This window comes from Planktothrix agardhii, assembly GCF_904830935.1.
In the GTDB taxonomy this organism is placed as follows: domain Bacteria; phylum Cyanobacteriota; class Cyanobacteriia; order Cyanobacteriales; family Microcoleaceae; genus Planktothrix; species Planktothrix agardhii.
This window is the reverse complement of the sequence record NZ_LR882952.1, coordinates 4,077,217-4,099,368: the sequence shown is the minus strand read 5'-3', so window position 1 is coordinate 4,099,368 and position 22,152 is coordinate 4,077,217. Positions and strand designations below refer to the sequence as shown.

At 38.4% G+C, this 22,152-nt stretch carries 17 protein-coding genes and 1 pseudogene; 10 read left to right on the top strand and 8 right to left on the bottom strand.

Annotation, left to right across the window (positions count from 1 at the left end; translation table 11 throughout):
• Positions 1-395 precede the first annotated feature (395 nt).
• From recG to NMG88_RS18890, 3 genes are all read left to right on the top strand, one after another.
• Positions 396-2,879 carry an ATP-dependent DNA helicase RecG gene (gene recG, locus NMG88_RS18900; RefSeq protein ID WP_042155996.1) on the top strand — a complete coding sequence of 828 codons (2,484 nt, stop codon included), beginning with the start codon at positions 396-398 and terminating at the stop codon, positions 2,877-2,879.
• Between the two features lie 166 nt (positions 2,880-3,045).
• Entirely contained in the window at positions 3,046-3,723 is a 678-nt protein-coding gene (surE, locus tag NMG88_RS18895) for a 5'/3'-nucleotidase SurE (protein WP_042157811.1), read from the top strand.
• A 213-nt stretch (positions 3,724-3,936) separates the two neighbouring features.
• Positions 3,937-4,659, top strand: a complete 723-nt coding sequence (locus NMG88_RS18890; RefSeq protein ID WP_042155994.1) for a biliverdin-producing heme oxygenase — start codon at positions 3,937-3,939, stop codon at positions 4,657-4,659.
• Between the two features lie 132 nt (positions 4,660-4,791).
• Here the strand turns inward: NMG88_RS18890 and hemJ are convergent, their stop codons facing one another.
• Both hemJ and NMG88_RS18880 read right to left on the bottom strand, forming a co-directional pair.
• Positions 4,792-5,418: a protoporphyrinogen oxidase HemJ gene (gene hemJ / locus NMG88_RS18885; protein WP_320056766.1), complete on the bottom strand. Its 627-nt coding sequence runs from the start codon at positions 5,416-5,418 to the stop codon at positions 4,792-4,794.
• Positions 5,412-5,657: a biliverdin-producing heme oxygenase gene (locus NMG88_RS18880; protein WP_278047064.1), complete on the bottom strand. Its 246-nt coding sequence runs from the start codon at positions 5,655-5,657 to the stop codon at positions 5,412-5,414. Before NMG88_RS18880 ends, hemJ begins: the two co-directional genes overlap by 7 nt.
• Positions 5,658-5,699: 42 nt before the next feature.
• Between NMG88_RS18880 and NMG88_RS18875 the strand changes: the two are divergent.
• Positions 5,700-5,963 (top strand): annotated as a pseudogene (locus tag NMG88_RS18875) (ferritin family protein); the annotation flags it as partial.
• 13 nt (positions 5,964-5,976) lie between these two features.
• Here NMG88_RS18875 and NMG88_RS18870 read toward each other — a convergent pair.
• Both NMG88_RS18870 and NMG88_RS18865 read right to left on the bottom strand, forming a co-directional pair.
• Positions 5,977-6,348, bottom strand: a complete 372-nt coding sequence (locus tag NMG88_RS18870; protein WP_042155991.1) for an ArsR/SmtB family transcription factor — start codon at positions 6,346-6,348, stop codon at positions 5,977-5,979.
• A gap of 278 nt (positions 6,349-6,626) precedes the next feature.
• On the bottom strand, positions 6,627-8,051 hold the full coding sequence (locus tag NMG88_RS18865; protein WP_042155990.1) for an MFS transporter: 1,425 nt from the start codon (positions 8,049-8,051) through the stop codon (positions 6,627-6,629).
• A 115-nt stretch (positions 8,052-8,166) separates the two neighbouring features.
• Between NMG88_RS18865 and NMG88_RS18860 the strand changes: the two genes are divergently transcribed.
• The 5 genes from NMG88_RS18860 to NMG88_RS18840 all read left to right on the top strand — a co-directional run bounded on the left by NMG88_RS18860 (position 8,167) and on the right by NMG88_RS18840 (position 14,868).
• Entirely contained in the window at positions 8,167-8,769 is a 603-nt protein-coding gene (locus tag NMG88_RS18860; RefSeq protein WP_254035700.1) for a DUF1517 domain-containing protein, read from the top strand.
• Between the two features lie 76 nt (positions 8,770-8,845).
• Positions 8,846-9,727 (top strand): hypothetical protein, encoded by an 882-nt coding sequence (locus NMG88_RS18855; protein ID WP_227351148.1) that lies wholly within the window; start codon positions 8,846-8,848, stop codon positions 9,725-9,727.
• A 248-nt stretch (positions 9,728-9,975) separates the two neighbouring features.
• Positions 9,976-11,631 carry a PmeII family type II restriction endonuclease gene (locus tag NMG88_RS18850; RefSeq protein ID WP_227351147.1) on the top strand — a complete coding sequence of 552 codons (1,656 nt, stop codon included), beginning with the start codon at positions 9,976-9,978 and terminating at the stop codon, positions 11,629-11,631.
• Between the two features lie 178 nt (positions 11,632-11,809).
• Positions 11,810-13,135: an ABC transporter ATP-binding protein gene (locus NMG88_RS18845; protein ID WP_042155986.1), complete on the top strand. Its 1,326-nt coding sequence runs from the start codon at positions 11,810-11,812 to the stop codon at positions 13,133-13,135.
• Positions 13,136-13,140: 5 nt separating this feature from the next.
• Entirely contained in the window at positions 13,141-14,868 is a 1,728-nt protein-coding gene (locus NMG88_RS18840; protein ID WP_227351145.1) for an ABC transporter permease, read from the top strand.
• A gap of 94 nt (positions 14,869-14,962) precedes the next feature.
• On the opposite strand, the gene NMG88_RS18835 is transcribed toward NMG88_RS18840, so the two are convergent.
• The 3 genes from NMG88_RS18835 to NMG88_RS18825 all read right to left on the bottom strand — a co-directional run bounded on the left by NMG88_RS18835 (position 14,963) and on the right by NMG88_RS18825 (position 20,407).
• Positions 14,963-15,223, bottom strand: coding sequence for a DUF1830 domain-containing protein (locus NMG88_RS18835; RefSeq protein WP_042155985.1), 261 nt, complete (start codon positions 15,221-15,223; stop codon positions 14,963-14,965).
• Positions 15,224-15,524: 301 nt separating this feature from the next.
• A complete protein-coding gene (locus NMG88_RS18830; RefSeq protein WP_227398033.1) occupies positions 15,525-18,764 on the bottom strand; it encodes an efflux RND transporter permease subunit in 3,240 nt (1,079 codons plus the stop codon).
• 59 nt (positions 18,765-18,823) lie between these two features.
• Entirely contained in the window at positions 18,824-20,407 is a 1,584-nt protein-coding gene (locus tag NMG88_RS18825) for an efflux RND transporter periplasmic adaptor subunit (RefSeq protein ID WP_254035699.1), read from the bottom strand.
• A 413-nt stretch (positions 20,408-20,820) separates the two neighbouring features.
• Here NMG88_RS18825 and cobO point away from each other — a divergent pair, with 413 nt between their 5' ends.
• Positions 20,821-21,450 carry a cob(I)yrinic acid a,c-diamide adenosyltransferase gene (cobO, locus tag NMG88_RS18820; RefSeq protein ID WP_026798255.1) on the top strand — a complete coding sequence of 210 codons (630 nt, stop codon included), beginning with the start codon at positions 20,821-20,823 and terminating at the stop codon, positions 21,448-21,450.
• 99 nt (positions 21,451-21,549) lie between these two features.
• Here the strand turns inward: cobO and aat are convergent, their stop codons facing one another.
• Positions 21,550-22,128, bottom strand: coding sequence for a leucyl/phenylalanyl-tRNA--protein transferase (gene aat / locus NMG88_RS18815; protein ID WP_027248852.1), 579 nt, complete (start codon positions 22,126-22,128; stop codon positions 21,550-21,552).
• Positions 22,129-22,152 lie beyond the last annotated feature (24 nt).

Sequence of the window (22,152 nt, the reverse complement as noted above, 5' to 3'; positions counted from 1 at the left end):
AGGTACGCACGACACCCACCAGCACATACCTAAGTTATAGCACCTAAAATTAATCCGTGTCAACCTTGTTTAAAATTTTCCTCAATTCTGCCCAAAAACTCAGGGGCGGAAAATTCATCAAAGTCTGTAATCCTATAGATAAAGGGTTTTATCTTTAATTGACTAAAAAGTCAAGTGTATAGACATACTTCTGCATACAGCATTTGCTAAAATTATAGCAAAATGGATTTGTTATTGTCAACCCCCGGAAAAATTTGATTTAATTCCTATTATTAAAAAGCTGAGTAGGAAGGTTAAAGAAAAGCTAAGTAAATCTCTGTGGTGCTGACAATACTGTATATTATAATAGGTTGTGGTGAGTCACAAATACAGGGTAATTAGGAAGTTAGATTAAGATGAAATCTTATCAACCGGACTGGTGGAGATTTAGTAAAGCGTTGTGCGTTGAAGCAGAACGGGGTTTTACAAATTTGCAGGGTAGTCAATATAAATTCCATGAATTTTTTTATGTGAGTTTAAAGGAATTGTTTGAAAATGCACCACCGGAGACCCAACAACGGTGTCAAGATTTGGCGGAGGAATTTTTGCGTTATCCTGAATTAAAATTAGAAGACCGCCAACATTTAATTGCGGATACGAGACGGTTTTTGCTGCAATTACAAAGGTTGTTTGATTGTCGGAATCAGGTATCGAAAATTCGGGAAACGGAACAAGATCAAAAGCAAAATCAACAAACAGTTGCAAAGACAACTGGGATTACAGAACAGGCAAAGGTTGTTAATCTATCCTTAGAACAATCCTTAGAAAAAATTATCGGGCCTAGAAATAGCGATCGCGTGGCAAAATTAGGGGTTTTAACCGTATTTGATTTACTGTATTATTATCCCAGGGATCATATTGACTACGCCCGACAGGTCAAAATTAATGAACTAGAACCTGGGGAAACCGTCACCTTAATTGCTCAGGTAAAACGGTGTAATTGTTTTAGTAGTCCTCGGAATAAAAAATTAACCATATTAGAATTAGTATTAAGCGATAATACCGGACAGCTTAAAATTAGTCGATTTTATGCTGGAAATAGATATAGTAGTAAAGGTTGGCAACATCAACAAAAAAATAATTATGCAACCGGGGCGTTAATTGCAGCATCAGGTTTAGTCAAAAAAAATCAATATGGAATTACCTTAGATAACCCGGAATTAGAAGTTTTAGATGATGCCGGGGGGCAAATTGAATCAATGAAAATCGGGCGACTTTTGCCTGTGTATCCGTTATCGGATGGAGTCGGGGCGGATGTAGTTAGAAAAGCGGTAATTGCAGCTTTACCTGCGGCGAAACAATTGGCAGATGCGTTACCCGAAGAAGTATTAAATCAATATCAATTAATTGGGTTAACTAATGCCATTGAGAATATCCATTTTCCTCCAGACCGAGATTGTTTATCGGCGGCGAGACGGCGGTTAGTGTTTGATGAATTTTTCTATTTACAGTTAGGATTATTAACCCGGAGACAACAGCAGAAACAGGTTGAAACCAGTGCAGTTTTAGCACCCAAGGGAAAATTAATTGATGAATTTCATCAGATGTTACCCTTTCAATTAACCAATGCTCAAAATCGGGTAATTCAAGAAATTCTCCAAGATTTATATTCTCCTGAACCGATGAATAGATTAGTTCAAGGGGATGTAGGAGCAGGGAAAACTGTAGTGGCGGTGGTGGCAATGTTAGCGGCAATTCAAGCCGGATATCAAGCCGCATTAATGGCCCCGACGGAAGTTTTAGCCGAACAACATTATCGAAAATTAGTCGAGTGGTTTAATTTAATGCACCTACCTGTAGAATTATTAACAGGTTCAACAAAAGCTGGCAAACGACGTCAAATTCATGCCCATTTAGAAACGGGAGAATTGCCTGTTTTAGTCGGAACCCATGCCTTAATTCAAGATCAGGTTAATTTTCATCGTTTGGGGTTAGTAGTGATAGATGAACAACATCGGTTTGGAGTTCAACAACGAGCTAGATTACAACAAAAAGGAGAATCTCCCCACGTTTTAACCATGACAGCAACGCCCATTCCCCGAACATTAGCCTTAACCTTACATGGGGATTTAGATGTGAGTCAAATTGATGAACTTCCCCCCGGTCGCCAACCAATTCAAACTACAATTTTAAACGGAAAACAACGACGGGATGCCTATGATTTAATTCAGCGCGAGGTAGCAAAAGGCAGACAGGTTTATGTGGTGTTACCGTTAATTGAAGAATCGGAAAAATTAGATGTTAAATCGGCGGTGGAGGAACATCAAAAATTACAGTCTAAGATTTTTCCTGAGTTTAAAATTGGGTTGCTCCATGGTCGAATGAGTAGCGCGGAAAAAGATCAAGCTATTACTCTATTTCGGGATAGAGAAACCCAAATTCTGGTGTCAACAACGGTGGTGGAAGTGGGGGTTGATGTTCCCAATGCCACGGTGATGTTAATTGAAAATGCAGAACGATTTGGATTATCTCAGGTGCATCAATTACGGGGTAGGGTGGGTCGTGGAAAAGATAAATCCTATTGTTTATTAATGTTAGGAGGTTCTACCCCGGAAGCGCGACAACGGTTACAGGTTTTGGAACAATCTCAGGATGGGTTTTTGATTGCAGAAATGGATTTACAATTGCGGGGGCCAGGACAGGTTTTGGGTACTCGTCAGTCGGGTTTACCGGATTTTGCTTTAGCGAGTTTAGTCGAGGATCAGGAGGTGTTACAATTAGCTAGGGATGCCGCCCAAAAGGTATTAGAAAAAGATCCAAAGTTACAGGGTTTACCTTTAATGCGGGATGAATTAAATCGTCGTTATATTAAGATTATGGGAGGCAGCATTTTAACCTAAACTCTTTCTATTACCCATTACCTATCACGGATTAAACGGATTACGCAGATTAACACAGATTAAAATCCGTGAAATCTGAACACGGATTAAACGGATTACGCAGATTAACACAGATTAAAATCCGTGAAATCCTCTTAAATCCGTGTTCCCTATTCCCTTAAAAAAAATGAAAATAGTATTAACAAATGATGATGGTATTGATGCACCCGGAATTAAAGCGTTAGGGGAGGCAATTTCTGGGGAAAAAATCTGGATTGCTCCTGAAAAAGAATATTCTCAATGTGGGCATCAAGTGACGACCAATCAAGGAATTAAGGTAGAAAAACGTTCAGAAATTGAATATGCAATTGGGGGAACTCCCGCCGATTGTATTCGGTTAGCGGTGTCCCATCTTTGTCCTGATTTAAGTTGGGTAATTTCGGGGATTAATTCGGGGGGAAATATGGGGGTTGATGTTTATATTTCTGGGACGGTGGCGGCAGTTAGGGAAGCAGCAATTCAAGGAATTCCTGGGATAGCTTTATCCCAATATCGTAAAAAAGGAAAACCCGTAAATTGGAAAACGGCAACCCGTTGGGCAAGTTTGGTGTTAAATGAATTAATGAAACATCCTCCGCAACAGGGGTATTTTTGGAATGTTAATTTTCCCTATTTGGAACCGGAAGACCCTGACCCAGATATGGTATTTTGTAAATTAGGAACTGAATCTTTGCCGATTAATTATAGAATAGAAGGGGATTATTTTCATTATCATGGAAATTATAGTGATCGCCTTTATGAAGTGGGAACGGATGTAGAAGTGTGTTTTCGTGGTAAAATAGCTGTGAGTTTAATTAAATTGTAGGTGAGGGGTCAAGATTAATTGAACCACAAAGACTCAAAGACACAAAGAGGTTAGAAATCTAACCGGCTGGTTGGTATCATGGGTGAATGTGACAATTCTTAACACCATTTATGATGAAATTAGTTTAATATCAAAAATTAGGTGGTTTTTCTAGGTGCTGTGATTAGTAAGACGCCTATTTGTTGAATTTAGCTTTGGGATTAAAATTTTAGTATGAGCGTTAACTTAGCAACCCAACTGCGAGAAGGCACGAAGAAGTCTCACACAATGGCGGAAAACGTTGGTTTTATCAAGTGCTTTTTAAAGGGTACGGTAGAAAAAACGTCTTACCGGAAATTGGTGGGTAATCTCTATTTTGTTTACTCCGCAATGGAAGAAGAAATGGAGCGCCACCGTAACCATCCAATTTTATCTAAATTGTATTTTCCTGAACTGAATCGCAAACAAAGTTTAGAGCAGGATTTATACTTTTATCATGGTGCAAATTGGAAAGAAGAAGTACAATCTTCTGAAACAACAAAAGCCTATGTTGCTCGAATTCGAGAAATCTCCAATTCTGAACCCGAATTGTTAATTGCACATCTGTATACTCGCTATTTAGGGGATTTGTCCGGGGGGCAAATTCTTAAGGGAATTGCTCAAAATGCGATGAACTTACAGGATGGACAAGGAACTCAGTTTTACGAGTTTAATGATATTCCCGACGAAAAAGCGTTTAAGGTCAATTATCGTCAACAAATGGATAGCGTTGATATTGACCAAGAAATGGCAACTTGCATTGTTGATGAAGCCAATGATGCGTTTGGGATGAACATGAAAATGTTCAACGAATTAGAGGGGAATTTAGTTAAAGCTATTGGTCAAATGTTATTCAATACCTTAACTCGTCGCCGGACAAAAGGGGCAACGGAAGGGTTAGCAACCGCAGCCGAATAATCAGTTAAAATACGGAAGATTCAATTAATTTCATCCTGAACGCGAGAATTTGGCTTGTGTTCGGGATTTTGTGGTTTTGAACTACCTACACTTACTCGTAGAGAAGTGTGGGTAGTTTAGTTGACTATCGGCTTACTGACTAACAACTTGCTGGGTGTTTTTTTGTCTATGGAAGGCATAGAGTTGAAAGAAAACAATCATCCCTACAATAAAACTACCCGTCACAGCAATAGCTGTATTTATGGGTAAATTATTTTTGAATACTGCTAGTAAAACAATCACCAATAAAAGTACCGTTGGGACTTCATTTAAACTGCGGAATTGTTGACTGGTGAATATAATTTTATTTGTGGCTAATTGTCGCATAATTCGACCACAATAAAAATGATAGGCGACTAAAACCGCAACTAATCCTAATTTGATATGCAGCCACATATCTTGTAAAAGACTGGGTTGTGTAATTAAAAGGGCGATCGCCATCACCACCGTTACCACCATTCCGGGGGTTGTAATAATCCCATAAAGACGCTTTTCCATCAATTCATATTGTTCTTTTAAAATGCTGCGGGCGGGCTCGGGTTTGTCTTCGGCTTCGGCGTGATAAACAAATAATCTCACCAAATAAAATAAACCCGCAAACCAGACAACCATTCCGATGATATGAAAGGATTTAAACCAAAAATAAGTCATAGATCCAATAAAATCCTCAACAATAAAGGTGGTATAAACCACCTTACTGGATTCTGGACAATCTAGCAATTAAATCGCCTGGGATAATCTTTGTTTATGTTGGGCTGGAGTATGGGTATCAAATAAAAAGGCAATATTTCTAAAGAAAGTTCACGAAGTCGGGAAACATAAGCTTGGGCGGCGGGAGAAGCGGTAATATTATCTGGCCAATGTTCTCCATAATAAAAGTTTAAGTCTTTCTCTAAATTAGCTTTGTGGTTGAGTTCAGGGAAATAAATTTTGCTAATATTTGGATGGGTTTTATGGATAAATAAGATTAAATTTTTCCTAAGACTAAAAACAGGAGAAATCGCAACCCTTTATTATCAGAAGCGTTTCATTTATTAGCTAGAGATGAAGCTCGTCATGCGGGGTTTATTAATAAGGCGATGTCGGATTTTAATTTATCCTTAGATTTAGGCTATTTAACTAAAAACCGGACTTATACGTTCTTTAAACCGGAGTGGATTATTTTCGCGGTTTATTTATCGGAAAAAATTGGTTATTGGCGTTATATTAAGGTTTTTCGTCATTTAGAAAACCATCCCGAACATGAATATTATCCTTTATTCCGATTAAAAAAATAAACTAAACAGCAGATTTAATGGCTCGAAGTTGCTCTAACTGTTGGTTTTGTTGCTGCATTTGAGCAACTAGAGATTCACAGACTAAATCACAAACTTCAAATAAAAGTGGATTAGCAATTTCATAATAAACACTAACCCCTTGTTGGGTGCGAGTCACAATTCCAGCTTGGGCTAAAAGTTTTAAATGTTTAGAAACATTTGCCTGTCCTAACCCGGTGGCTTCAATAATTTGGGTAACATTTTTAGCTCCAGATTTTAAACAGCAAATAATTTGTAAGCGACTTACTTCTGATAACACTTTAAAAAAGTCTGCCATTAATGCTAGGGCGGCGGGAGATAATTGTAAATAATCGCAGGTTGAAGTCAGTTGCATGGATTTTAAACTGGGGTTAGTGATGGCTAGGACTCAGTGGCTTTATTAATATTACTTATCTATTATATTACCACATTATCTGATAATTGAAAAATTGTAAGTAGAGACATTTTAGTTATAGCAGGGAACACCGGAACAGCCCCCCAAACCTCCGGTGCACGGGGGGCTAGGGGGGAGGGAACGCCGGATCTGGGGGAAAATACTTCACCGTCTGGGTTCCAAGATCCGTCTGGTGTCCTAACTGCCTTGGCGGTTGCTATAATATCTGTACCCAGGTTTTAATGGAGATTTTCCTGCCGTTTTTTCTCGCTAAGTTGTAGTAAAATATCGGTGTGAACCTCTTTTGTGATCGGATATAAAAAAGTAAAAATCATCCCAATAATTAGGACAATAGTTGGTAAAGGGCCAATAGCAAACCGCACGGCTAACAGAGCCGAGTCCGGTTGAATGGGGGCGGGTTGACCGGGAACTGTGGAAATAAATCCAGCAATATCTAAGGCTTGTCCGACTAAAAATAAGCCAACGGCTAACCCAATTTTTTGTAATAAAACCATGAAAGAATAGAAAACTCCTTCCCGTCTTTGTCCAGTATTTAATTCATCTAAATCAATGACATCGGGAATCATTGACCAGGGAACTAAATAGGCTGTTGAGACCCCGCATCCGGCTAGAATTGCTAGAATATACATTAAGCCAACCTGTCCAGGTTGGAGGAAAAATAAACCCGCTTGGGCAATAATCCATACTCCCATTCCCATAAAATAAACTGACTTTTTCCCATAGCGTTTACTGATAGAACTCCAGACAAATAACATTACTAAAGCTGTTCCTTGAACTGCAATTGCCACCTGGGGAAAAGTTGCTTCCGGCATCTGCATCCAATTGACTACAAAATAGGGTAAAATTGAAGCAGTGAGTTGAACTCCTAACCAGGAACAAAGATAAATTCCAATCACTAATAAAAATGGTCGATTACTCAAGGCAATTCTGATTTGTTCAGTAATGGGAATACTATCGGAATTATCCTGATTGTCTGCGACTAAATTTCCCGACAATACTCGCTTTCTGGTACCCAAGAAACACCAAAACAGAGGAAGAACCGATATAATCGCACAAACTGCCCCTAAAATTAAATATTTTTGATAGGGAGAATCGGGAAACAAACTAAAAATAATTTGTGCTAAAATCAAGGAAAAAATACTACCACTGATAGAAAAAGAAAAGCGAAAACTATTGAGACTGGTACGTTCGTTATAATCTGATGTTAATTCGGGAGTTAGGGCAGTATAAGGTAAATTAACGGCGGTGTAAGCGGTATTAAATAAAATCCCAATAATCACATAATACCCAAATAAAAACCATTGATTATTACTCGGAACAATCCACTGTAAAAAGAACAGAATCCCAAAGGGAACTGCACCAAAAACCATCCAAGGATAACGCCTTCCCCAAGGGTGAACTGTGCGATCGCTTAATACTCCCACAATCGGATCATTAATCGCATCCCAAATTTTTCCCACCATTAATACACTTCCGGCTAATCCGGCAGATAAACCCGCAACATTAGTCAGAAAAACCAAAACAAAAAATACAGAAATATTAGCAGTAATTGCTGGGCCTAAATCCCCCGCACCAAAAGCTAATTTTGTCGATAAATTTAGCTTTTGGTGCGGAGAAACAGTTGGAGAAGTATCTGAGTTCATTTGTATTAATATTAAAGAGTATTGTCAGCTTAAAATCAAAACCCGATGGCTAACAATAGGATATCTTAAAATGATAAGCTGATTGAATCACAAATAATTAGGGAGAAGTCAAACTATGGCTGCTTTAGGCGATCGCTTTAATCGGATGATGGGGAAAACCCGATTTGTCGTCAGTCGTTTGTTTCTGCATTTAGGGGGTGATCAGGTCGCCCCGCTATTAGGGGTACTTAACCGAGCAGCTAGAAATACCATTGATGCAGAGGGAGACTTGCAGGTAACAGGAGAGGCGTTAGTAGAAGTCTGCGAAAGTCTGCTTCAGTATGACACCTATTGGCTCTCAGGCTCCAACGAAGGGGATGTGGTCTGGAGTGAGGGAGAAGCGGCGGACTACTTTAACGAACTGTTCACGGATTCAGGCCAACGGTATTTAAGCCAGCCGGATTTATCTCAACCCCTGGATGAAAGTCAATACCTATCTATACCAATTACCCACAATTTAATTGTGATGATTACAATAGTAAGTGAAGGAGAAGTTCCCGATTTAGAAACGGATTTAGCAAGTTTGGAGGCGATGAATAATGGATTAAAAGCAATTATTAATCTGCATTATCAACACAGACTCCGAGGGATTCAAGTGCATTTTTCCCCGGCTGTTTTAGGAGATGAATTAACCCGTGATCAATTATTAGAGAACTTTCCCGAACTGATTCCCCTTTAAGGAATAGTATCGGTTGATATTAAAATCAAAAAACAGTGACCAATTCAGATTTTTCTTGTTAGAATAGGAGATATAAATGTTGAAAAAAGTTAATTGGTTTATGTGGAAAAAATTCTTAATTCTGTTGATTTCGGTAACATTTTGTTGGACAACAGTTGCTTGTGGGTCTGCAACTACTTCATCGAATACCCAACAATCCACTCGCACCACGTCGGCGCCCCAAAATCAAGTTATTGAGGGTAAATATCCCGTTCAGCAAGCCCAATATAATGACGTCGATGGGGAGTACACCCTAATGTTATTAAATACTCCGGCGGGGAAATCTGCCACCTACCGGACAACGGATTTACAAATGGCGCAATTAAGCGAGGAACAAATTAAAGCGGGAGAAAAAAGTACCTTAAATATTACCAATGATCAACCCGTTTTGTATTTAACCGAAGACTTTCGGATTGAATATGTTCATAACGTTACCGAAACTCAAACCAACCCCGCCACAGGTCAACCGCAAACCGTTGTCGTGCGACAAGAATCGAGTTTCTGGACACCTTTTGCCGCATCTTTCGCCGGAAGTGCGATCGCTAATAGCTTATTTTCCCCCCGCTATTATGTACCTCCGATGTATCAATCCGGCGGTATGATGACCGGATATGGCGGTTACGGTTCCAATTATAATCAAGCCGTCAACGACTATCGGACTCGATACAATAGCCCCCCAGCGGCGGTAAAAAATAGTACCACCCTCCGCACCACCGGAAATATTCGCAACTCCAACCCAAATTCCTCCGGTAAGCGTTCCACCTCCCCCAATTCCAGCCGTTCAACGGGTTCTGGGTTCGGGTCAACGGATTTACGCACCTCCCCAAATAAAGGTTCCACCCAACAACGCAAACCCAGTTTCGGCAGTGGTTCCCGCAGTCGTTCATACTCGGGAAGTGGCAGCAGAAGACGCCGTTAAACCGTAGTGAGCCCGACCGGGCTCCTTCTTTCTTTTCTTAACAAATTGATTCGAGATCAGCACAACTGATAGAGTTTGATTTAGAAAAAGCGATCGCTTCTTTGGAAGAAAGCCAACCTGCGAGGAAAGTTAAATTGAGTATTCACCCTTTAGAATTCAAACTAATATCAAATCCCAATCAGCAGGATATAATTACCTCTGAAAAAAATTGGCACAACACAATTATTTTAGGTGATTGCTCGAAGGTTTTGCAGAAAATTCCTTCTAATATAGTAGATCTGATTGTAACATCTCCTCCCTATGCAGATAGCCGGAAGAAAACCTATGGCGGGATTAATCCAGATGATTATGTTCAATGGTTTCTTCCCATTTCTAAACAACTGTACAGAGTTTTAAAAGAAGATGGAACATTTATTATTAATATCAAAGAAAAAGTTGTTAATGGAGAAAGGCATAACTACGTTATTAAGTTAATTTTAGAAATGCAACAACAAGGATGGTTATGGACAGAAGAATATATTTGGCACAAAAAGAATAGCTATCCTGGTAAATGGCCTAATCGTTTTCGTGATGCTTGGGAACGTTGTCTACAGTTCAATAAGCAGAAAAAATTCAAAATGTATCAAGAAAGGGTTATGGTTCCTATGGGAGATTGGGCTAAAACTCGCTTAAAAAATTTGAGTGAAATTGATCAAATACGGGATAATTCTAAGGTCGAAAGTGGATTTGGCAAAAATGTATCTAATTGGTTGGGACGGACAATGGTTTATCCTACCAATGTTTTACATTTAGCAACGGAATGCAGCAATAAAAGTCACAGTGCTACATTTCCTAAATCTCTGCCTTCATGGTTTATTCAATTATTTACAGAACCAGGAGATACGGTTTTTGATCCCTTTTTGGGTTCGGGAACAACTGCGATGGTAGCGAAAGAGTTAGGTAGACGTTATATTGGTATTGAGATTAAAGAAGAATATTATCAGGGGGCTTTAATTAATATAGAAAAAACCCTATTTAATTGTCAAAATCAAAGTTTTAATTGTATCAATCAAACACAAGAAGTTAATAATATAGCCATGAGCGAATCGAATCATCAAATTTATTCTAAATATCTAATTGAGAATATTTTAAACCCCTTCTATGACAAACGATTTGAAAAGTTGAGACAACTTCAGATTAGAGATATTATTAAGCGTAAAAATCCTTATTTGTTTAAGGCTAAAAATATTGAATTGGCAGGAGAATTTGTAAAGAGTATTGTCGATGCTTTTCTATCTTCCCAAGAAGAAACAATTTTCGGAAATTTATTAGAAGGTTTTGCTATATATATCTCAGAAACACTATACGGAGGAGTTAAATCAACTCTTAATAGTATTGATTTGGAATTTGAGAGAGGAGGAATTTATTATATTGTTGGGATTAAATCAGGAATAAGCTGGGGTAATTCCGATCAAATTAATCGAATGAAAGATAACTTTAAAAAAGCCAGAATGATTTTAAGAGAACGAGGAATAACTCAGGAAATTGTTGCTGTGAATGGTTGTATGTATGGAAAAGATAAAAACCCTTTAAAAGCGAATCAAGATCCAGATAAAGTATATTTTAAATATGCGGGCCAAGATTTTTGGAATTTTATCTCAGAAGATGATAATTTATACCAAGAGATGATTGTACCCATTGATATAGAAGCAAAGAAAAAAGATGAAATTTTCAAAGCAACTTATTCAGCTAAAATTAACGAAATGACGCAAGAATTTATGCGTTATTTTATGAAAAATAACCAGATCGACTGGATTAAATTAGTTGATTATGTTTCAAAGCGAGAAGATGTAAAATTAGAATCATTAGAAGCACAGTTGTCTTTAGATTTAGAATTAGAAGAATCTTATGATTTAGAAGAATAAGCGATCTATTGCTAATTTTTATTATTCATATAGCCAAACAAAAATAGCGAATGGACTTAACCTATTATTAACTTAAAAATATATTTTTGCTGGGTCATAATTCATGTTAAAATGACTCTCTGGTTAACAAAAATAGCACAATAGAAGCAGATTGAAGAAGAATTATTGAGAACCGACTATGAGTGATTCCAAAACAGAACCTTTAATGATCCTCAAAGGCGTTGGTAAATCCTATCAACAGCCCAATGGTCAAGAAATTCCGATTCTCAATAACATTAACTTAGAATTGCGCCGGGGCGAAATCATCGCTTTATTAGGGCCTTCTGGTTCAGGAAAATCCACCTTAATGCGAATAATTGCCGGGTTAATTTATCCAACCCAAGGACAAGTCCTCTGTCATGGAAAACCATTAATTGGAATTAATCCCGGGGTAGCAATTGTCTTCCAAAGTTTTGCCCTTTACCCTTGGTTAACGGTTTTAGAAAATGTCGAATTAGGATTAAAAGCCGGGGGATTTCCTGTAGACTGGCGACAACAAAAAGCCCTAAAAATGATCGATATTATTGGTTTAGATGGATTTGAAAATGCTTATCCCAAAGAACTATCAGGGGGAATGCGACAACGGGTTGGATTTGCTAGGGCTTTAGCCGTTGAACCGGAATTATTATGTATGGATGAACCTTTCTCCGCTTTAGATGTTTTAACCGCAGAAAACTTGCGAATTGAACTGTTAGATTTGTGGTTAGAAAAACGTATTCCTACCCAAGCAATTTTAATTGTAACTCATGGGATTGAAGAAGCGATCACCTTAGCAGATCGGGTAATTGTTTTAGGTAGAAATCCTGGGCGAATTCGGGCAAATTTATCAATTAAATTAAGTCATTATCGCGATCGCAAAAGTGCAAGTTTCCAAGCCTTAGTCGATCAAGTTTATAAAATTCTCACCAACCCAGAATTAGAAACCATAGAACCTCAAACAACCGTTAAAAATACTCTGAATAAATATCAATCTTTACCCTACGTCCGCATTGGTTCTATTGCGGGTTTATTAGAACTTTTAGAAGATCGACAAAATCCTGATTTATATCGTTTAGGGCAAGAACTGCAACTGGATGTTGATGATTTACTCCCCATTTTAGAAGCCGCAAAATTTATGGATTTAATCGAAATTCGAGAAGGAGATTTTAACCTAAAACCAATCGCCCTAGAGTTTATTCAGGGAAATATTGACCAGCGAAAACAAATTATTCGTCAACAATTACTGAGTCATATTCGCCTAGTTCAACAAATCTATACCCTTTGTCAATCTAAACAAAATCGTCGTATTCCCGAAGATTTAGTCTTAGATGTTCTGAATAATCATTTTAGTCCTAAAGAAGCGCAACGACAGTTAAATACAGCCATTGACTGGGGACGTTATGCAGAACTTTATGCCTATGATGAACCCAGTGGAGAAATCTTTTTAGAAACATCTGATTTTAGTTCAACAACACCGGAGGTATAAACTATATGACTCGTTCTCTTACCCCTAAAAATCAAACCTTAGATCGCTCTCGTTTAACATGGCAAGATGGCTTATTAATTCTAGCAGTTATTACTGTACTTTTAGTAATTGTTCGCACGGCTTCCCAATTAACCGGAGACTATCAACCCGATGTCATCATCTCCACTGATTTAGATCAACTTCCAAGTTATGCCGCCCAAACATTATTAAGGATGGGAGTAGCTTATTTTTTATCCTTAATTTTTAGTTTAGTTTATGCCTATTCTGCTTATCGTTTTCCCTTGGCGGCTAAAGTTTTAATTCCCTTATTAGATATTTTACAATCCATTCCAGTTTTATCATTTTTACCTGGGGTTGTACTCGCTTTAATTGCCCTGTTTCCCGGTCAAAGAATTGGAATTGAACTGGCAGCTATTCTGTTAATTTTTACGGGAATGACTTGGAATTTAGTCTTTAGTTTCTATCAATCTTTATCGAGTATTCCTAAAGAATTATTGGAAGTAGCAAAAGTCTATCATCTCAATTCTTGGCAACGGTTTTGGTCAGTGGAATTACCATCGGGAATCTTAGGATTAGTTTGGAATAGTGTGATGTCCGTTGCCGGAGGATGGTTTTTTTTGATGGCAATTGAATCCTTTACCTTAGGCGATCGCAGTTTTCGCCTTCCCGGTTTAGGATCATTTTTAGCTCAGGCTTCTGATCAAGGTGATTTTATTGCTATTGCTTGGGGAGTAGCAGTTTTAATTGGAATTATTATTCTTCTAGATTTTTTGGTCTGGAAACCATTAATTGCTTGGGCAGAAAAATTCAAGTTAGAAACCGTTGAATCCCAAAATATTCCCCAATCAATTGTATTAGATTTCCTGCGACGTTCTCCTACTTGGCGAATTGTAACCGAACGTTTTGGGCAGCTTTGGTCAGATAAAATTTCTCAGCGCATCGTCAAAGCTAATCCCACCTCCACCCCAGTTTTACCATCAAAATCCGATCAAAATTGGTGGAGTCGGATATTTTTAACTGGGTTTGGATTTATGGTTTTATGGGGAACTTGGGAAGGAGTTATATTATTACAAAAACTAGATTTTCAAGACTGGAAACAAGTGATTACCGGAGCTATTTTAACCGCTTTACGGGTTATTATCGCCTTATTTTTATCCTTATTATGGACTGTACCTGTGGGAGTTGCTATTGGCCGAAATCCTCGACTAGCCCAAACTTTACAACCCTTAGTTCAAATTGCTGCATCAGTTCCAGCAACAGCTTTATTTCCCGTCTTATTACTATTTTTAGCGCGTTTAGGAGGAGGTTTACAAATCGGTTCTGTGGCGCTGATGATGTTAGGAACAATGTGGTATATCTTATTTAATGTAATTGCCGGGGCGCAGGCAATTCCCTCAGAGTTATTTGAAGCAGCTAGTATTTATAAACTCTCGTTAGTGCTGCGATGGCAAACTGTGATTTTACCCGGAATTTTTCCCTATTTAATTACAGGGATGATTACGGCCGTTGGTGGGGCGTGGAATGCCAGTATTGTTAGCGAATATGTTCAGTTTCAAAACCAAACTTTAATCACACCAGGGTTAGGATCACTAATTTCTCAAGCAACAGAAACAGGTAACTATCCTCTGTTGTTTGCTTCTACGGCTGTGATGTCATTATTAGTAGTCTTAACCAACCGTTTAATCTGGCGAAAATTATATCAATTTGCTCGTTCAAAATACCAACTGTTGTAATATAACTCCATTTCCGCGTAGTGAGGCGTTCACGCCTCCTCTTTATCTTTGAGTAAGAATTGAGGCGTAAACGCCTCACTACGAAGTTAGGGAATTATTCGGTTTCTTCAACTTTTAATGTATCACAGGGGATTTTTTCTAGTTCGATTCGGGTGGGATCTCCACTAGAATAAACCTCCAAATCCTGATTAGATTCTCCGACAAATAAGCAATATTCCCCTGGAAAAATAACCCGTTCAAAATAACCCTGAACTGTAGTTTCCATACGCAGAATTTGCACCTGTTTAGTGGGGTTTTTATAACCGCACAAAATTTCAGTCTTAATCGAATCTACAGCCAATTTTACGGTTTGCATGATGTTTTATTAAAGTTAGGTTTTAAAGGACTATTTTGAAAGTTTTTAGCTTTTCAGTTAAGGGAGAGGGTAGGAATCAAAAGCTCGATTAGAAATCGGGAACGTGATCTATCTTTCTGACGTTGGATAGACTTATCCTGACCGTTCTCTCTGCAACCCTGACAAGAATCGTTAATCTTGTGATGTTATCAAATCATCATAACTTAACAATTTATGAATTAAGTTATGTTAACTAAATTATACACATATTATCCCATTTGCCACAAGCAGATAAGTTGCCAGAATAATCAACAAGATTCCTTTACAAATTCTGGGTTTGATCAGAACTTTGTGAAGATTTGGTCAGATGATCCCGATGGGATGTCACAGTTTCCTTACCATTACTATGAATATTTCCATTATAATGAGATCCGTTGTCTGTATTCGGCGCGACATTTTCTAAATTTTGGTGTTGAGAATTATGCCCAATCAAACGGGACTGGATACTGGTGGCAATCACATAAAAAACCGGAATAATATACAGACTCAAAAATGTAGAAACAAACATTCCACCCATCACCGCCATGCCAATTGCTACCCGACTTGTGGCTCCTGCCCCCGTCGCAAAAGCCAGAGGCATTACCCCTAAAATAGTAGATAATGCCGTCATCATAATTGGTCGAAATCGTAAGCGACAGGCTTCAATTGCCGCCTGTTGAATTGATAATCCCTGTTCTCGTAATTGGTTAGCAAATTCCACAATTAAAATAGAGTTTTTTGTCGATAATCCTATCAACATAATTAACCCAATCCGACTAAAAGCATTTAACTCTAATTGTGCTATCCACAGAGCACCAAATGCTCCTAATAAAGACAGAGGAACCGCTAATAGAATAATCACCGGGTCAATATAACTTTCAAATTGGGCGGCTAAGGTCAGAAAAATAAAAACTAAGGCGAGGGCGAAAATAAAATTAGTCGATTGACCCGCTTCTTTAAATTCTAAAGACTCCCCAGAAAAAGAGGTTCGCATTTCAGGGGGTAGAATATCTTTGGCTAAATTTTCTAAGGCATTTAAAGCGACTCCTAAACTAACTCCCTGGGCCGGACTTCCTTCTAAAGTTGCAGAACGAAAGCGATTAAAATGGTTAATTTGAGGGGGTGTTGTCGCGGTAGAAATCGTAACTAAATTACTCAAAGCAATCATTTCTCCCTGTTGGGAACGCACATATAATTGCTTTAAATCCTCTGGATTTGAGCGATATTTTTCCTCAGCACGAACCACAACTTCATAGCGTTGATTTCCCTGATTAAAATTAGTAATTTCCTGACCGCCAACCAAAATTTGTAAGGTTCGGGCAATATCCTGTACAGAAACTCCTAAATTTCCTGCTTGAGAACGATCTACACTAATAGTTAATTCCGGTTTATTCAGTTTCAAATTAGTATCAATATTAACTAATTCAGGTAAATCCCTAGCGCGAATTACAAAGTCTTGAGAAACTTGTGCCAATTGTTCTAAATCATTACCTTGTAAGACAAATTGTATGGGTTGACCTTGACCGCCTCCGGGTAATCCCCCTGGATTTGTAGCGAAGACTAAAGCATCAGTAATTGTTGAAAATTTACCTAATAATTTCCTCACAATAGATTGTTGGGACTGTTCGGGTTCGGTGCGTTCAGACCAAGGTTTTAAACGGGCAAAAGAAAATCCTCTATTACCCTGGGATACTCCTCGACTCGAACCAGCGATCGCAAAATAATTTTCAATTTCGGGAACTTGATTAAATATATTTTCCACCTGTTGAACCACCCGGTTAGTATAGTTAATACTCACTCCCTCTGGCGCCGTAATTGGGGCAAAAATGCGCCCTCGATCTTCGGTAGGCAAAAATCCCTGGGGTAACTGTAAAAATAACCAAGCTGTTAATCCTAAACTAGCAATAAATCCTAAAATAACAACGGGTTTAATTCCCATTAATAGGCTTAATGTCCAAGCATAAATAGCAGTAATTTTATTCAAAACCCATTCAAAGACATCTAGGGGGAAAGAGAAAATTTTCATCAATCCCCTGGGCTGGGTTTCATGCCGCAATAAACGGGCAGCCATGGGAGGAGCTAAGGTTAAAGCCACAATACTAGAAAAAACAACTGAACCCGCTAAAGTTAAGGCAAATTCATTAAATAATCGTCCCGTTGCTCCCCCGGCAAAGGCGACGGGAACAAATACCGCCACTAAAACCACCGTTGTAGCAATTACAGCAAAGACCACCTCTCCCACGGCGGCATAAGTAGCTGGAAAAGCATCTAGCCGTTTTTCTTCCATATAACGGATGATATTTTCTAAGACCACAATCGTATCATCTACGACTAAACCCGTTGCTAAAGTCAGGGCAAATAGGGTTAAGGTATTAATCGAAAATCCCATGAAAAACATCACACTAAATGCCCCAATTAAAGAAATGGGAATCGTAATTGCTGGAATTAAAGTAGCTCTCCAATTTCTCAAGAATAAAAAGATAATTAAAACCACCAGTCCAATCGAAATTAACAGACTAATCCAAACTTCTTTAATCGCCAGTTCGACAAATTCAGAATAATCTACCGCAATTTCATATCTGAGTCCTTCAGGAAAACTTTTTTCTAATTCTGCTAATTGAGCTTTAATTCCCTGAACCACTTCAATTAAATTAGCATCGGCAAGTTTACTAATTCCCAAAGAAACCGCAGGTTTGCCATTAAAACGAGCCACAATCCGATCATCTTTGGCTCCGATTTCTACCCGTCCAATATCTCGGATTTTAACCTGGGAACCATTATCATTGCGCTTAATAATTAGGTCTTCATAATCTTGAGGGGTTTGTAATCTTCCTAATGTTCTCACGGGATATTCCGTTTCTTTACCTTCAATTCGACCACTGGGAATTTCAATATTTTGCCGTCTTAGGGCTTGTTCAACATCTAAAGCGGTAATTTGACGGGCTGTCATTTGCACCGGGTCTAACCATAAGAGCATGGCATAACGGCGTTCTCCCCCAATAAAAATGCTATTTACACCATCAACTGTCTCTAAAGTATTTTTAATATAAAGATCGGCATAATTGCTTAACTCTAAAGGAGATAAATTCTCGGAAAAGAATCCCACCCATAAAATTCTTTCATCATCTCCAGAGCGCTTTTCTACGGTTGGTTCATCGACTTCATCAGGTAATCTTCTAGCCGCCCTTCCGACCCGAGTTCTAACTTCTTGGGCCGCGACTTCTAAATCCCGATCTAATTCAAATTCAACCGAAATAGAACTACTCCCTTCTCTACTATTGGAAGTTAAGGTTTTAATTCCAGCAATTCCGTTCAGTTGTGCCTCTAAAATCTCTGTAACTTCTGTTTCTACGACCTGGGGACTAGCCCCCGGATAGCTGGTACTGACGGTCACAACTGGCGGATCAATCTTAGGATATTCCTGCACCGGAAGGCGAGTATAACCCACCAATCCTAAAATAATAATCAGCAACGAACAAACCGAAGCAAAAACAGGTCTTTTAATGAAAAAATTAGTAAACATATTAAATTAATAATTGTAGTAAGCCCGACCGGGCTTCAATCAGCAGTCAACACCCGTCCTTAACGTTTACCCTCGGAATTAGCAGGTAAAATATTAATAGCTGCACCATCGGATAATTTTTGTGTACCGGAGATAATCAATTTTTGTCCTGGTTTGAGTCCTTCTAAAATTTCCGCCTGATCTTTTTGAATTAAACCTAATTTAATCGGTTGTTTTTTGGCGGTTAATTTTTCTTCTCCTTCTGCCAAAAATACAAATCGTTGATTACCTTGAAATTGAACGGCGGTCATCGGAATTACAACGGCATTTAGTTTTTGTTTCCAAACTACTTCAGCCCGGACAAATTGACCATCTTTAAATAATCCTTGACGATTATCAAAACTAGCCTTTGCTAAAATAGTTTGGGAGTCTTGATTTACTGAAGGAGAGATGAAACTAATGCGTCCGGTGGCTAATACTTTTCCCTGAGCATCTACCATTTTTACCGATAATCCTAACTTTAAATCCTCTTTACGTTCTAGGGCTATGGGTAAACGCAATTCTAACTGATCATTCGCGGTTAAACGGGTGAGGATATCTCCTTTACTAACATAATCTCCAACTTTAATTCCCACATCGCCAACTACTCCGGTAAACGGTGCTAAAACGGCTGTTTCTTGTAAATCTAATTCAATATTGCGAACCTGAGCAGCCGCTTCAGCAACCTGGGCTTCCGCCTGTTGAATTTCTTGAATTCGAGTGCCATTTTCTAATTGGTTTAAAGCCTGTTTTTCCTGTTCAACAACGGCTTTACGGAGATTAATTTCTGATTGTCGATTTTTTTGTAATTGTTCTAAACGGCGTTTAGCCGCTTGTAAATTTGCATTAGCACTGTTTTTTTGAGCGGATAAAGCATCAAATTGATCTTGAGAAATTGCCCCTGATTCGCTTAAATCTTTAAAGCGATTGACCCGATTTTGAGCTAATTCAGCATCGGATTGAATCGAATCAATTTGAGATGTGGCTTGATTAATTTCTGCTAATAAACTCCCCGATTCGGCATCAGCTAATCTGGCTTTTGCTTCGGCTAATTTTGCCCTTCCCTGAGCAATTTCTTCAGGACGACTTCCGGCTTGTAATTCTGATAAACGAGCCTGATTTCTAACTAAATTAGCTTTAGCTTGATTTAAACTCGATTCTACACTATCACTTTTGAGGCGAGCGATCGTTTCTTCCTGTTGAATCACTTGCCCCGAACGCACTAAAATCTGAGTAATTCTACCTTCGATTTCTGGCTTAATATCTACCGCCCGTTGTGCCTCTAATGTGCCTACAAAATCAGAGGTTTCTTCAAATTTAAAAGTTTCTACCGCAGCGATTTTAACTGTATTTCCCCTCGGCTTATTAGCTTTTTCTGACTTTGGATTATCCTCATTTTTAGGCGTGCTTTGCCACCATTGTCCTCCAACAAAACCAATCCCCAATGCCATTGAAATAATAAGTAGAATTTGGAACCATCCCGTTTTAGAATTTGATGGTTGTGGGGTAATTTTTATGGGTAAAGATTCAGCAAGAAAATCAGTTTTTTCTCGGTAGTTTTCTTGCTGAATCCATTCTTGATCCTGTTTTTTCACGTTAGATTTTGGGGATTGCAAATTAGACATGGTTCAGCCAAAATTAAGGTCATTTTTATCAGAGTAAAATAGCGATCAAATTGAGACTAAATTAGAGTTTAATCTAAAGCTACAATATATTAAGATCGGTCTATATCTTTCTCGAGATAGATTAGGATTGTCATATTTAGAAACCTTTTCACCATCGGTAACTGAATATCTTACTACATAATACTGAAAAAAGATGGGGTCAACGTAGGTACGGAGTTGACCTGTCTTTCATACCACCGCTCACCTGGGTACAGGTAGATCGGGGGACTTCCCGGCGGTGTAAGTTAAATGGTTTTTATTGTAAACTATTGTTTTTGGACAATAGGATTATATTTGAGTTTAGCATCTTTGCGCCTAAATTCTTTCAAAGTAAAGAGGTAAAATAAGGATCGAACAAGTATCTAAGATGAAAAATGGAAACTAACACAACGAGCGAATTCAGTCTCACCGCCGAACAACACCGTTTAAAAATGCAACGGCGCAAGGAAGTTCAGGATCAACGAGTAGCCGAACGGAATCAAACTAAAGGATTAATTATTGTTAATACTGGAAACGGAAAGGGAAAAACCACTGCCGCTTTAGGGATGGTGTTAAGGTCTTTGGGTCATGGCTATCGGGTCGCTATTATTCAGTTTATTAAAGGTGCTTGGGAACCCGCAGAAAAGGCGGTTTTTAGTAAATGGCCGGAACAATTAGAATTTCATGCGTTAGGGGAGGGATTTACTTGGGAAACTCAAGACCGAGATCGAGATATTGAAAAAACCCGGGAGGCTTGGAATTTAGCCCTAACTTTTATTGGAAATTCTGAGTTTAAATTGATTTTACTGGATGAAATTAATATTGCTATAAAACTAGGTTATTTACCCGTTGAAGAAGTTCTCGCTGGACTTGAAAAAAAAGCTGAGGATACCCATATTATTTTAACAGGTCGAGGTGCTCCCCAGGCTTTAATTGAACAAGCAGATCTGGTGACAGAAATGTCTTTAATTAAACATCCTTTTCGAGAACAAGGTATTAAGGCTCAACCCGGAATAGAATTTTAAATATCTATTTAATATTGCTTGAATTAGTTTCATTCCTAGGGGCGGGTTTATCTCAATTGAGATAATTAAGAAAGATTTGATTGAGTCCTGAAGGACTCACTAATTGAGAGAGCAGGGTTGATTGATTGCTTTTTTTAAGATAGTTTTGTACTCTTTATTTTTAATAATATAAGAGCCAAATCTTTCTAGGTGAGGGTTATTCATTTGAGCATCAAATAAAATAAACTCTTTCTGTCTTAACCGTTCAACTAACTTTACCATTGCTACCTTGGAACCATCGGGGATTCTAAAAAACATGGATTCCCCAATGAAAGCTCCACCAATCACAATTCCTAAGATGCCTCCGGCTAATTCATCTCCTTGCCAAGTTTCAAAACTATAGGCAAATCCAGCTTCGTTTAAGGCATGATAAATTTCTTTTAATTCTGAAGAAATCCAAGTTTCTTCTCGATTTGCACAACCTTCTACAACGCTAGTAAAATCTCGATTAATGGCGACGGTAAACCGATTTTGATTCAAAACCCGTTGCAAAGAACTGGGATAGCGAAATCGTTGATCGAGGGGAATTAGGGCCCGTTCTCGACTAGAATACCATTCCAAGCTATGTTCCCCGTCATTTGCCATCAAAAAGTATCCTACTGCATACCCTTGGATAATTGCGTTGACATCATATTGCATAGGTGACAAACTTTGCTATACTTT